At 45.5% G+C, this 13,555-nt stretch carries 9 protein-coding genes; 4 read left to right on the forward strand and 5 right to left on the reverse strand.

The features are described from left to right. Positions 1-2 precede the first annotated feature (2 nt). The 4 genes from glmM to cysS form a co-directional block, all read right to left on the reverse strand. Positions 3-1,373 carry a phosphoglucosamine mutase gene (gene glmM / locus DVY93_RS00580; RefSeq protein ID WP_230708375.1) on the reverse strand — a complete coding sequence of 457 codons (1,371 nt, stop codon included), beginning with the start codon at positions 1,371-1,373 and terminating at the stop codon, positions 3-5. A gap of 197 nt (positions 1,374-1,570) precedes the next feature. Further along, positions 1,571-3,043, reverse strand: a complete 1,473-nt coding sequence (gene guaB, locus DVY93_RS00585; protein WP_230708376.1) for an IMP dehydrogenase — start codon at positions 3,041-3,043, stop codon at positions 1,571-1,573. Between the two features lie 339 nt (positions 3,044-3,382). Beyond that, the gene (locus DVY93_RS00590; RefSeq protein WP_230708377.1) at positions 3,383-5,323 is read right to left on the reverse strand and encodes a mechanosensitive ion channel family protein; all 1,941 of its coding nucleotides are present in this window, start codon (positions 5,321-5,323) and stop codon (positions 3,383-3,385) included. A 146-nt stretch (positions 5,324-5,469) separates the two neighbouring features. Then, complete coding sequence (gene cysS, locus DVY93_RS00595; RefSeq protein WP_230708378.1) at positions 5,470-6,930, reverse strand: cysteine--tRNA ligase; 1,461 nt, start codon at positions 6,928-6,930, stop codon at positions 5,470-5,472. Positions 6,931-7,166: 236 nt separating this feature from the next. Here cysS and DVY93_RS00600 point away from each other — a divergent pair, with 236 nt between their 5' ends. Beyond that, entirely contained in the window at positions 7,167-7,763 is a 597-nt protein-coding gene (locus tag DVY93_RS00600) for a cob(I)yrinic acid a,c-diamide adenosyltransferase (RefSeq protein WP_193006973.1), read from the forward strand. A 127-nt stretch (positions 7,764-7,890) separates the two neighbouring features. Here DVY93_RS00600 and DVY93_RS00605 read toward each other — a convergent pair whose 3' ends face one another. Further along, positions 7,891-8,835, reverse strand: coding sequence for a hypothetical protein (locus DVY93_RS00605; RefSeq protein ID WP_193006974.1), 945 nt, complete (start codon positions 8,833-8,835; stop codon positions 7,891-7,893). Positions 8,836-9,121: 286 nt separating this feature from the next. On the opposite strand from DVY93_RS00605, the gene DVY93_RS00610 reads away from it, so the two are divergent. The 3 genes from DVY93_RS00610 to DVY93_RS00620 all read left to right on the forward strand — a co-directional run bounded on the left by DVY93_RS00610 (position 9,122) and on the right by DVY93_RS00620 (position 13,287). Continuing rightward, on the forward strand, positions 9,122-9,850 hold the full coding sequence (locus DVY93_RS00610; protein ID WP_193006975.1) for a glycerophosphodiester phosphodiesterase: 729 nt from the start codon (positions 9,122-9,124) through the stop codon (positions 9,848-9,850). A 449-nt stretch (positions 9,851-10,299) separates the two neighbouring features. Beyond that, positions 10,300-11,478, forward strand: coding sequence for an acyl-CoA desaturase (locus DVY93_RS00615; protein ID WP_230708661.1), 1,179 nt, complete (start codon positions 10,300-10,302; stop codon positions 11,476-11,478). 342 nt (positions 11,479-11,820) lie between these two features. Beyond that, positions 11,821-13,287 carry a protein adenylyltransferase SelO gene (locus tag DVY93_RS00620; RefSeq protein WP_230708379.1) on the forward strand — a complete coding sequence of 489 codons (1,467 nt, stop codon included), beginning with the start codon at positions 11,821-11,823 and terminating at the stop codon, positions 13,285-13,287. The last annotated feature ends 268 nt before the right edge of the window (positions 13,288-13,555 follow it).

The raw sequence follows: 13,555 nt of genomic DNA on the forward strand, positions 1-13,555 counted from the left end.
TGTTAGCCTAAAACCGCTTTAATATGGTCGGCTAAATCGTTCGCCAACACATCACACTCTATTTCATCATCAGACTCGACCATGACCCGAATCACAGGCTCAGTTCCTGACTGCCGAATCAATAAACGCCCACGGCCTTCTAATGTGGCTTGCGCTTTATCAAAAGCTGTGACCAGCGCTTCATGTTCAAAAGGATCTTGCATTTGCGACAGACGCACATTGACCAACTTTTGCGGTAACACTTCAAAACCTTCGACAAGGTCACTAAGGGCGCGACCTTGCGCCTGCATCACGGACAATACCTGTAGACCTGCGATGATAGCATCACCGGTCCGGCTTTTATCTAAACATAAAATATGCCCAGAAGGCTCGCCACCTAGTATCCAGCCATTGGCCTCAAGCTCATGCATCACATAACGATCACCCACTTTGGCGCGAGTAAACTCAATATCAGCCGCCTTTAGTGCTAACTCTAAGCCCATATTACTCATAAGTGTGCCAACCACACCTTCTGCCTTGGTTTGGCCTTGGGTAGCAAGCAAGTATAAGATGCCATCACCATCAATTAACTTGCCAGTTTCGTCAACCATCACGATACGATCACCATCACCATCTAAGGCAATACCAACGTCTGCTTCGTATTTGAGTACAGCTTTTTGTAAACCCTCAGGATGAGTCGAACCGCACTCGGCATTGATATTAATACCATCAGGCGTGTTATTAATGGCAATCACATTGGCGCCAAGCTCACGCATGACTCTTGGGGCCACGCTATAGCCTGCACCATTGGCACAATCCACCACGACTGTCAGATGGCTCAAATCATACTGGTAAGGAAAACTGCCTTTACAAAATTCGATATAGCGACCTTTTGCATCATTGGTTCGATTGTTTTTACCGAGTTGTGCTGGATCAAGAATAGGCATAATCACGTCATTATCCGCCTCAGAGGCGGTCATGATGGCTTTTAACTTGTCATTGATGGAGTTTTGCATCTCATCAGACAGCTTTTTACCGTCAGCTGAAAACAGCTTAATGCCATTATCATAATAAGGATTGTGTGACGCTGAGATAACCACGCCAGCATCCGCATTAAAACTACGAGTTAAGTGTGCAATAGCCGGCGTTGGTAGGGGACCGAGCATATGAACATCGACACCAGCCGCATTGAATCCCGCTTGTAGCGCGCCTTCGATCACATAACCCGACAAGCGCGTGTCTTTACCGATGACCACACTTGGCTTGCGCGCAGGATTGCCACTACTCTCTATTAACACCTGTCCCGTCACATAGCCCAATTTTAAAATGAAATCAGGTGTAATCGGCAACTCACCAAATTTTCCGCGAATACCATCGGTGCCAAAGTAGCTCATTATCTATGTTCCTCAAGTCTAAAAGTGAAAAGCCAAACGTGTACGCAGGCGATACTATCATTATAATAATCTGTTTTTGTATTTTACAAAAAAAACAGCCAACAATAACAAAGCATTGTTGGCTGTTTGTATCTTAAAGTCATTACAGCCCTGCAATTCAGCGGTTGTTGCTATGATACAAGACTAGGACATGGTTTTTAATTCACTCGATAGTTCGGCGCTTCTTTAGTGATTTGTACATCATGAACATGCGACTCTTTCATACCGGCTGACGTCACTTTGATGAACTGCGGGTTGGTACGCATATCTTCGATGGTTGCAGAGCCAGTATAGCCCATTGATGAACGCAGACCGCCAACCAACTGATTCACAATACCAGCAACTGGGCCTTTATAAGGAACTCGACCTTCAATACCTTCTGGTACTAATTTTTCCACGCCATCTTTGGCATCTTGGAAATAACGGTCTGATGAACCATTAGAGCCTGACATTGCCCCAAGGCTGCCCATCCCGCGATACGCTTTGTAGTAACGACCTTGGAACAGTTCAACTTCGCCTGGCGCCTCTTCAGTGCCTGCCATTAACGAGCCTACCATAATGCACGACGCGCCCGCAGCAATGGCTTTTGCCATATCACCTGAATAGCGAATACCACCATCAGCAATCAACGGAATGCTGTCTTGCAGGGCACTGGCAACATTATCGATGGCTGAGATTTGTGGTACACCAATACCTGCAATGATACGAGTCGTACAGATAGAGCCTGGACCGATACCAACTTTTACAGCATCAGCACCAGCATCACGTAACGCCTTAGCCGCATCGCCAGTTGCGATGTTGCCACCGATCACTTGCACATGGGGGTAATGCTTCTTAATCCAAGACACCTTATCAATCACGCCTTTTGAATGACCGTGGGCAGTATCTACAACGATAACATCGACATCAGCGGCAATTAACGCTTCAACGCGCGCTTGCGTATCTGCACCAGTACCGACGGCTGCGCCAACACGAAGGCGACCTTGCTCATCTTTACAAGCGTTTGGATTGTTTTCAGCTTTGGCAAAGTCATTCACTGTGATCAAACCACGTAAACGGAAGTGGTCATCAATGACGATCACTTTTTCAATCCGGTGCTCATGCAGCAGTCTTTTGATATTTTCGTTACTCTCACCTTCATGTACCGTGACCAACTGATCTTTTGGCGTCATGATTTGACTGACTGGCAGTGACAGGTTGGTTTCAAAGCGCCAATCTCTGTGAGTCACAATACCCACGACGTTATCAGTCCCTCTTTCGACCACAGGAACACCTGAGATATTATTGTCTTGCGTCAACTGTAGTAAGTGACCAATCGTCATCTCTGGATGTACAGTGATCGGATCGACAACCGTACCCGCTTCAAACTTTTTGACGCGGCGTACTTGGGTGGCTTGCTTTTCGATATCCATACTCTTATGTAAGATACCCATGCCGCCTAGTTGCGCCATGGTGATGGCCATTTCAGACTCAGTCACTGTATCCATTGCCGCAGAAATTAGCGGTAGATTAAGGGTGATGTTTTTGGTCAAACGGGTAGACAGATCCGCAGTTTTTGGCAAGACTTCTGAATAGGCGGGCAACAATAAAACGTCATCAAAGGTTAAGGCTTCATCGACAATTCGCAACATACAGACCCCTAGTGGTGGTTATTTTGATGGGTGGGATTTTTGCATTAAGACAATCAACTAAGATCACCGATATAACTGTATGATCTTCAAATCTTTTTTGATAAAGACTGACAATCACAGCGCTTTAAATAATCAGCAATGAGCCAGCTAAATACCACACTCGAAAATTGCTATTGATTTATCAGTGGTAAGGACACGCCTATGTGGCACCGCCTTACACTTAATCGCTCATTTATCCCTTAAAAATAACGCCATATTATAACAAATAAGCAGACGAATCGCATGCTATATTTATCAGAGTATTTTACTAGCATCTACCTAATAACACTGAGTCACTGCTTACTCATTTTTGTCCTTTAATATGAAACGTTCGGCTGGTAAGTAAGCTTTCTGTTCATGGTACAGATAATTAAGCATCTTCTCACGTACTTGACACTCTAAGTAAAAAGCACTCATAGGCCCATCAGATGCCACGCTACCACGCAGTTTAATGGTATTTTCGCTTAATGACACTGTGACCATCTCAGGATCAGTTGTACCATCCCATAAGTCATTTTCCTTAACCACCTCAGCAAACTTGTCTCGAATGGCCTCAATATCTGCGCCATAGTCAACGTACAAGTAGACCACACAAGTTTGATGCACCTCTGTGTGTGACCAATTTTCTACAATTTCGGTAATCAGTCGGCGCATCGGCACAATCAATCGACGCTCATCCCACGTTTTTAGCACAGCGTAGGTATAACGCAAATCCTCAATCGTCGTCCAATCTCCCTCCATCATGACGGTATCACCAATGCGCACAGGCTGGGTCACCGCCACCTGCAAGCCTGCGATGATGTTACCCAATATTGGCTGCGCGGCGATACCGATGACCACACCTGCAATACCCGCCGAGGTCAATAACGTCTTGCCAAGGCCTTCCATGTTGGTAAATTCACTTAGCCCAATCCAGATACTACCGAGGATCATGACAAAAATAAAAACGCGGCGAAAAATCGATACGTATGTGCGGCGTCGGCGCTCCTTGTCAAAATGTTCTTCAGACAGATTTTCAATCTGCATATTTTGATAGCGGTTGGCAAAGAAGTTGATGATACGAATGCCCAGCCACATGGTACTAAACACCAAACCAATCCAAATCAGCGGGCGGGTTGATGAGGCAACGGCATCTAAATAAGGAAATCCACCTGAGACCAAGGTAAAAACCAGCAAAAAACTGATGGTGAACGTCAAAGGCACGGTTAGCTTACTAACCAAATCTACCAAACCATTGCTACTACCAACATACGTCCTATATTTTTCGTCATCGACATAGCGATTGATCAGCTTCCCCGTCACCTTACTCAATAGCCAACCAATCCCCATCGTAACGAAGAAAAATGAGAGGAGCGCTAAAAACTCCCACAAAGCGATACCAAAAAACTTAAGTTTTAGCCACACAGGCAGATAACGCTCAAACTCTGCTGGATGATATTGCTCATAGAGATTGTCGATATTGCCAACGGTCTGAGCAGAAAACACCCAAATAGGCGCGTTGTTCTCAACCCGTACCCGCTGCAAATAAATAGGCACCCGGCGCTCACGATAATCCATGTAACCAAGTTGAATAGAGCGTCTGGCCGTCCCCATTACGCTACTGTTGTTACCCAGTGGCGGCTCAATCAAACCATCAGGACGATCTGGCAACTCATCAAACACATAAAGTTTTTTTTCAGACAGTAAAAAATCAAGTTGTTTCGTCAACTCAAGGGCACGAGTGCGTTGATTCTCCTTATCAATCAGATTCATATTCAGCGCATGAGCTGCCAAGCCGTATTGCTGCTTCATCACCGCTGACTGAAAAAACTCTAAAGTGGCAAGCGGTGTGGTGAGATTCGGTGGCTCAGCCAAAGGTGGCAAGCCTACATTGAGCTTGTCTAATAAGTAATAACCCTCGTGAAACTCCCCTGTCAACCCAGCATCACCTTGTAAGGTACCCGCTTGTTCGACAGCGTTTCGCTCGGTAGGATCGAACATCTCTTCTGCGACACCAGAGACGCTCACGCCTTCGTCTTTAATATCATTGACTTTTTGGGTCGCGTACTCCGTGAGTGAATCGGGATTGCTTGCCGCATTGGCAGGGACACAAACCACACTCAGGACAATAACGAATAAACCTAGTAGCAATGGCAGGAGATTCCAGCACAGCGTAAAACGCTCTGGACTTCGGTAGTGGTCGCACTCAAAACCACTTGCCACAACCTGATCTCCAACAGCGCCATTTTTGAGAGTATTCATATTTTTAAAAACCACTAGTTTGAAAGGAGGTTATGTACAAAAAATCGATCTTAATATAACCTTGACTTAATGCAGTCTACAAAAAAAGCCAGCCCAAGGCTGACTTACTTTATAACGATAATTATGTGTGTTTTGTAACTTCTCCCTTATGCACGGCGCCATGTTGTGCCAGCGCGGCTATCCTCAAGCTCGATACCCGCCTCTTTTAATTGCTCACGTATCTCATCCGCACGCGCAAAGTTTTTATTGGCTTTGGCCTCTGCACGCTCGATGATTAGGCTGTCGATAGCCGCATCTGTTAAACCACCATCGGCTTTGTCACCAATCACTGCCTGCAAAAACTGCTGCACTGGTTGCTGTAAAACATTCAACACCTGCGCCAACGCTTTGAGTTGCTGCGCCAATTGCCATGCGGTATCCATCTCTTCAGCTTTAACGGCTTTATTGATATCACGCGCCAGCCCAAATAACACGCTAATCGCCGTAGAACTATTAAAATCATCATTCATCGCTTTGATAAAGTCTTGTCCCGCCGCACTGCGATAAGCATCATTTATAGATGTCTTATCAACGACTAGCGTTTGTCCTTTTTGTTGTTCAGCCAGTTTTAATGCATTATATAATCTGCTTAGGCTATTATGCGCTTCATCCAAGGCACTATCAGAAAAATTCACTTGGCTGCGATAATGGCTTGATAATAAGAAAAACCGTACGGTTTCTGGCAGATACTTTGCCATCACATCACGAATGGTAAAAAAGTTATCTAGTGACTTAGACATTTTTTCGCCATCGACATTGATAAAGCCGACGTGCATCCAGTTACGTGCGTACTCGCAACCAGTCGCGGCTTCAGACTGTGCTATCTCGTTTTCATGATGCGGAAACTGCAAATCATGACCACCGCCATGGATATCAAAGGTGTTTCCTAAGCATTTAGTCGACATTGCCGAGCATTCAATATGCCAACCTGGACGCCCTTGTCCCCATGGTGACGCCCACTGCGGCTCATCAGGTTTTGCCGCTTTCCAAAGTACAAAATCAAACGGATTGCGCTTGTTATTTTCGACATCGACTCGCGAGCCTGCCTGCATATCATCAAGATTGCGCTTCGATAATTTGCCATAACCTGCAAAGTTATCAACCGCATAATAAACATCGCCATTATCTCCTGCATACGCATAATTGCCCGTGACCAGCGTCTCAATCATTTGCTGCATCTCTTCGATATGATCGGTTGCCCGTGGCTCGGCATCTGGCATCTCACAGCCAAGTGCGCTCGCATCTTCGTGCATCGCTGCGATAAAACGCTGCGTCAACGCCCCAATGTCTTCGCTGTTCTCGCGAGCGCGAGCGATGATTTTGTCATCAATATCGGTAATATTACGCACATAATTAACGTCGTAACCCAACTGTTTGAGCCATCGCACCGCCATATCAAAGGCCACCATCACCCGTGCATGACCAATGTGACAATAATCGTAGACGGTCATACCGCACACATACATGCCTACCTGTCCTGCTTTGAGTGGTACAAACTGACGTTTGCCGCCAGTCATTGAATCATAAATGGCAAGCTGAGACATTGCATCGGCAAGTGGTGTGGACATAGTTAAAACGCCTTTTCATATAAATAGAGTAGATAAAATAACATTAACAATACTGGCCGCCTCTTGTTAGCAAGGAACACTGACTGCCACTGTTACGGTGTGATGATAATAACAATGACTGAAAAACGGCGACAATATAAAATTTAACCCATTATCTTAGCGAAAACAGCCATAAAATACTACAATGAGCGCGCAACTAACGTGATTCAATCATAAAAACAGGTAAGGATTTAGATATGGGCAACCGCTTAAGCAAAATATATACGCGCACGGGAGACGATGGCAGCACTGGCATGGCGGATGGTAGCCGAGTCAGTAAAGCCGACAGTTTGTTTAACGTCATGGGCGATATTGATGAGCTCAACTCGCACATTGGCCTAGTGCGTGCTCAACTACAAAAAAATACAGGGCAATCTATAAGCAAGGAGTTTTCGGAAGCCTTGGTCATCATTCAGCATTTATTATTTAACATCGGCGGTGAGCTTGCTATGCCAGAATATGAGGGCGTCAATGCGACTCATATTGAGTGGTTAGAAGAGCAAATTGACACAATGAATACAACCTTGCCACCGCTAAAAGATTTTATCTTACCGACAGGCTCAGTATTGGTCAGCCAACTGCACGTGGCACGTAGTGTTTGTCGCCGGGCTGAGCGCCAAGCGGTGCTACTACAACAGCAACGTCCGCAAGCGATTCGCGGTACAGCAGTGAGCTTTATCAATCGCTTGTCGGACTGGTTATTCGTCTCCGCGCGTTTTTGTACTGATCCCAAACAAGCCTCTGAAGTACTCTGGAACAGCCAAGTATTACAAAAATTTGCTGATGACAAATAGGTCTAGATGACAACAGCAGCCCATTGAAACGCTACTATAAGAGACAAAAAAAGCCCGCAACCTAAGATTGCGGGTTTTTTGCTGATTTGATACGACGCCTAATAACAGTGTTCACCTTACCGCTTAATTAATAAGTGGCGCTTTCATCTTCAATAATAACCATATCGATGCTTTCATCGTTAGGTACTGCTTTTGGTGCAGTGGCTGGGGTCGGTTTTTTGGCCGCCTCCGTAGGTGCTCTGTTATCAGTAGAGCTGTTTTGGTTGCTACTTGGATTATTGATGGTCGGCGGCGTAGCAGGCTCAGCCGGGCGAATTGGCTCAACGGGCGTTACCGTTCTAGGCTGACGAGTTGGTGCTGACTGACTCTCATTGTTTTGTGCATTTGCACGGCGCTCAGCGGCCATTTGGGCACGCTGATCATCTATCGCTGATTTAAACACAGAACCTGCCATCACATCGGCCACCACGGTAATCAATGCTGGCTGGCCAGCGATACGTGTCCGTACCTGCCCACCTTGAGTACCCACCACATAGGTAAAGGCATCATCAACGAGCATATTGTTATTGATACGGATATTGTCTTGCGCTAAGCGTGATTGCAAGCTTGGCTGATTATTAGCGGCTTGTACTTGACTGGCTTGATACAAGTCTTCGCTTGGTAAGGTCATGCTAACGCTTGCCTGACAGGTCGTCATACCATTGTTATTGGTTGCTTGTAAAACCGCCGCGTTTTGTATATCAATCATAACCCCATTTACTTTATCAGTGACAACGCCACTGGCCAGACTAATTTCTGCATCATTGGCGTAGTTGGTAGCCAGCATTTGTGCTTGCTGATTGAGCGTATTTTTTAGAGCCGTTTTGAGACGATCTTGTACCATTGGGTCATCACAGCTGACGGCGGTGGCTGCCGCATTTTCTGTCACATCTGACTCCTGCTCTGTGACCTCTGCCGTCTCGGTAACGTCTTCTTGCTCTGAGCGATCACAGCCTACAAGCGCCAAACTACATACTATGCCGACTCCAGCAACTTTCTGCCACTTGCTCAAACTCTTATTTGCTACGCTCATATTTATTTTGCTCCCATTTACTGATTCGTACCGCCACTGACAGACAGTGATTGATGCTCAAACCGTCACCCGAACTGTCATAGGCTTGAAAATCACATCATTATACGGTGTTTGGATGAAATGGTCATCAGTGTAGCCCATGGATGTACAAATAACGCCATCCATTATAGGTAAAACGGGTACTTGGTTGCAAAAACATAACAAACACCTCCCTATCCTACCTATAGACGCTGCTCATTTGGCCCTATATGCTTACTGGTAAAAGCAGCTCACAGCGTGTATTGATATGATAAATTTCGAACATACGCTCTTATTAGGTCATCGCGGTGCTCGTGGTGAGGCATTAGAAAACACACTCATAGGTTTCGAGCACGCTCAACGTCTTAAGGCTCACGGCTTAACGGGGGTGGAGTTTGATGTGCAATTAAGCGCCGATGGCCACTTAGTTGTGTTTCATGATGATGACTTAGCGCGTATGTGCGGAGAGCAATCACGCCTTGATCAATTAAGTGTTGCTGAGATTCAACGTCATCGACAACTCGATCATCAAATTGCGACATTGGCTAGCATAGCGCCTGTACTAAGTGGTTTTACGTATATTGAGCTTGAGATTAAAACCCATGGCCGCACTGATTACGGCAAACTCATTAGAGCGCTGAGCCAAGACTTAGTTGACAGCCCACTGGCTAACCTACCTATTGTCCTAACCAGCTTTGATGTCGAGCTACACGCACGGCTACAACGCAGCACACTATTAAGACATATCCCACGTGGCTTGTTGATTCGCACTCCTGAGACTTTGGTAATTGCGTCCAACACTGCCCTACAACTTGGTTGTATCCAGTTGGGTATTCATTACCCTCTGCTAAGCCAGTCGGTCATAGAACGTAGCCATCGTTATGGTCTGCCCGTGAGTGCTTGGACGGTCAATGATATCGATACCATTAAGCAGCTCATCAGATGGCAAGCTGACGTCATTATCACTGATTATCCTCGTCACTTATTACTGGATTGAAAAACCTAGCCAGCCTTTTATTTACTTGAGAGGCTCTACATATCTACAGTGTTACTTACACTTTTACCCCCTGCCTGATAAGTCACCCGATATTTTTGTCAAAACATTCTATAATCCATACAAGTTATTGTTATTTAGCAATATTTTTATAGTGTATAAGTGTTCACTTTATTGGTTTTTTAAGGTACTATATAGGCTTAAATTAATACCGCTAGGGATATTATATGATTGCAAAAAAAGCACTTGGCTTCCCGCTTAAAGGCTTACGTTTCGCTATCAAATCTGGTGACACGCTTGTAAAAGCCGCCAGCGTTCAAGTCACACGCTTTAAAACACGTTTTGACGAGAATAAAACGAAAAGCTCACTCGATGAGCAACCTGTGGCTAAACGCAACTACGCGCATGCTGCCGGACAAGTTGACGTCTCTCCCAAAGAAGAGAGCCTTGACATGCGCGAGTTTGAATTTACGAAGGCACCGATCAACTGGATTCCAGCGACAATCTTGGTAGCCACGCCTATTGCTGCTGCTATCATTACGCCTTGGTACTTATTTACTCATGAGGTTAGCGCGCCAGTGTGGGGTGTATTTGGCACCTTTATGGTGTGGACAGGCATCAGCATCACAGCGGGCTATCACCGCCTACTGTCGCATCGTGCGTATAAAGCGCATCCAGTGGTAAAAAACTTTTTGTTACTTGGCTCTACCTTAGCGGTGCAGGGTTCTGCATTTGACTGGGTATCTGGTCACCGTAGTCATCATCGTCATGTTGATGATCGCTTAGACGATCCTTATTCAGCGAAGCGTGGCTTTTGGTTTAGTCACATTGGTTGGATGCTACGCAATTATCCTAGTGGTAAGTTTGACTACAAAAACATCCCTGATCTGACCAAAGACAAAGTGCTACAAATTCAGCATAAGTACTATGGTTTATGGGTATTGGCAACGAACGTCGCTATGGTCGCGGCAGTTGGTTGGTTAATCGGTGACGTTTGGGGTACGTTAGTCTTAGCAGGTCTACTACGTCTGGTACTAACGCATCACTTTACTTTCTTTATTAACTCGCTATGCCACATGTTTGGTACGCGTCCTTATACCGATACCAACAGCGCCCGTGATAATTTCTTCTTAGCCATCTTTACTTGGGGTGAGGGTTATCATAACTACCATCATTTCTTCCAATATGATTATCGTAACGGCGTAAAATGGTGGCAGTATGACCCTACTAAGTGGTTGATTGCAGGCTTATCAAAGTTTGGCCTAACCACTGAGTTACGTACGGTTGATGATACGACTATTAAGCATGCCGAAGTGCAAATGCAATTCAAAAAAGCACAACAGCAGATTGAAACAGCAGCAGTGAGTGGTCTTGATCTGCCTCATGCAATGAAAAGCTTCCAAGATCGTATCAAGTTTGAATATGATGCCTTCACTCAAACTGTGGAAGAGTGGCAAGCGCTAAAAGCCAAAACCATTGAGCTAAAAAAGACAGAGTTTGCTGATCGCATACATGAGGTTGATGACAAGTTAAAGCATGACTATGCCAAGATTGAACAAAAAATACTTGAGCATAACAGCAATCTAAAAACCGCGTTTCGCTCTATTGGCCAAAATACCAAAGCCGCTTAAACGCCAACGACTTGTGAACAGTTCATATTCCGTATTGTGACGTTATCCCTCCCTCTATCCGTAACAGATAGAGGGATTTTTTTATGTCATTTATAATAGGCTATGAGCCGTGTCCTTTCACTCATTACCTTTCCAAAAGTATAGAGCGCAAGGAAAATGAGGGTAAGTCCTATATTTAGTAGACTAAGCAAGTTTGACCCTGCTAGTCGTATTTTTTGGGTGGGGTGTAAAACAGCTGAGCACGCCTGGTTTACAAGAGATGGACAGAGTGACACGATGCGCTACGAAGGCTGTGCTATAGTGACTTCATTAATCAATATTAGATCTCAATGGGAGCTGTGTATGCGCTATCAAAACACCTACGTTAATTTGGACACGCGCCTTTATCATGAGCAGCCACCGACACCATTGGACAATCCACGTGCAGGTCACTTCAACACACCGCTTGCACAGCAATTGGGCTGGGCAGATGACGACGAGTTAATGGCGCGCTGGGTTGATATTCTTGGTGGTCAATATGTACCTACCGCGTTTAAACCACTGGCCATGGCCTATGCTGGTCACCAATTTGGACAATGGGCGGGACAACTGGGTGACGGACGCGGCTTGTTAATGGCTCAAGTACTCGATAACAACGACCAATTGCAGGATTTGCACCTTAAAGGTATTGGTCTAACCCCCTACTCACGGATGGGGGATGGCCGCGCGGTGCTGCGTAGTACCATCCGCGAGTACTTGTGTGGACACGCGCTCACCCAGCTTGGTATTCCCTCCTCCAACGCCTTGGGGTTTGTCGTCTCCGATACGAAAGTACGCCGCGAGCGAATGGAAGCAGGCGCCGCCTTGATGCGTGTGGCTGACAGTCATATCCGCCTTGGTCATGTGGAATGGATTACCAGCTTTGCGCCAGATTTGCTCAGTGAATTTACCGACTATATGATTGATACTTACTACCCCAAGTGCCGTGATAGTAAAGCGCCAGTATTAGCGTTTTTGACCGCCGTGGTGGAACGTACGGCGCGTATGATTGCTGACTGGCAGCTGATTGGCTTCGCTCATGGCGTGATGAACACAGATAACTTATCCATCACGGGAAGTACCTTAGACTTTGGCCCCTTTGGGTTTATGGAGCGCTTTAATCCTGCTTGGATCAACAATCACTCTGACCATACAGGACGCTATGCGTATCAAAACCAGCCCGCTATCGGTCATTGGAACCTCAATATCTGGCTGCCGCACTTTATGCGTCTAGAAGAGGTTACTCGTGATGGTCTATCAGATTGCTTGGCACCTTACGAAGCGACCTTTATGCAGCACTATCAGCAAGGGCTGTGCCGCAAGCTTGGACTGCCACATGAGAAGGATAGCTTAACGTTGGCCTTTGAATGGTTGACACTGTTAGAAGACAACTTACTGGATTATACCAATAGTTTTAGGGCGCTATTGGGTCTTATAGCGCCTGATGAACATCCTTATGAGCAGCAGCTGCTGGCAACGATGACAGCGGAGCTCGATCAAAAAGCACAAAAAGTGTGGCAAGACTGGTCAATCAGTTATTTGGCACAAATAGAGCTTGTATCTTTTGAACAAGCTATCAATGATATGAGAGCCAATAATCCTGTTTATGTCTTGCGTAACAGTATGGCACAGCGAGCGATTACTGCCGCCGAACAAGGTCAATTTGAAGAAGTAAATCGGGTGTTTAATTTACTGGCTGACCCTTATCAGGTACAAGACATCGCCACCGAGCTTGATAGTACCCCGCCTATGCCTAACGCCCCGCAAATGCCGATTAGCTGCTCGTCTTAGTAAACTGCGATAGCATTTGGAAACATTGTGAAATTAGGGTTGCTATATAGCCGCATTATTTGGCATTATCAACTAGCTAAATAATGAATATCATTTTATTATATTATTCGCAGATTTCACCGCTGTTGACTAGGCAGTGAATTGCCAATAATGCTAGAATAACGGTTTTTGTAGCATTGTTTTTTGACTTGATATTTAATCGCCGATTATTACTTCTTTTAGTGTCTCTGTACCCTTTGATTTTATCATTCGATGATTTGGATGAGGG

This window comes from Psychrobacter sp. CCUG 69069, assembly GCF_021023115.1.
GTDB lineage: Bacteria > Pseudomonadota > Gammaproteobacteria > Pseudomonadales > Moraxellaceae > Psychrobacter > Psychrobacter namhaensis.

Coding starts and splice junctions, on each gene's coding strand:
- DVY93_RS00600 (WP_193006973.1), top strand. CDS start 7,167: ATGGGCAACCGCTTAAGCAAAATATATACGCGCACGGGAGACGATGGC.
- cysS (WP_230708378.1), bottom strand. CDS start 6,930: ATGTCCACACCACTTGCCGATGCAATGTCTCAGCTTGCCATTTATGAT.
- DVY93_RS00615 (WP_230708661.1), top strand. CDS start 10,300: ATGCGCGAGTTTGAATTTACGAAGGCACCGATCAACTGGATTCCAGCG.
- DVY93_RS00620 (WP_230708379.1), top strand. CDS start 11,821: ATGCGCTATCAAAACACCTACGTTAATTTGGACACGCGCCTTTATCAT.
- DVY93_RS00610 (WP_193006975.1), top strand. CDS start 9,122: ATGATAAATTTCGAACATACGCTCTTATTAGGTCATCGCGGTGCTCGT.
- DVY93_RS00590 (WP_230708377.1), bottom strand. CDS start 5,323: ATGAATACTCTCAAAAATGGCGCTGTTGGAGATCAGGTTGTGGCAAGT.
- DVY93_RS00605 (WP_193006974.1), bottom strand. CDS start 8,835: ATGAGCGTAGCAAATAAGAGTTTGAGCAAGTGGCAGAAAGTTGCTGGA.
- glmM (WP_230708375.1), bottom strand. CDS start 1,373: ATGAGCTACTTTGGCACCGATGGTATTCGCGGAAAATTTGGTGAGTTG.
- guaB (WP_230708376.1), bottom strand. CDS start 3,043: ATGTTGCGAATTGTCGATGAAGCCTTAACCTTTGATGACGTTTTATTG.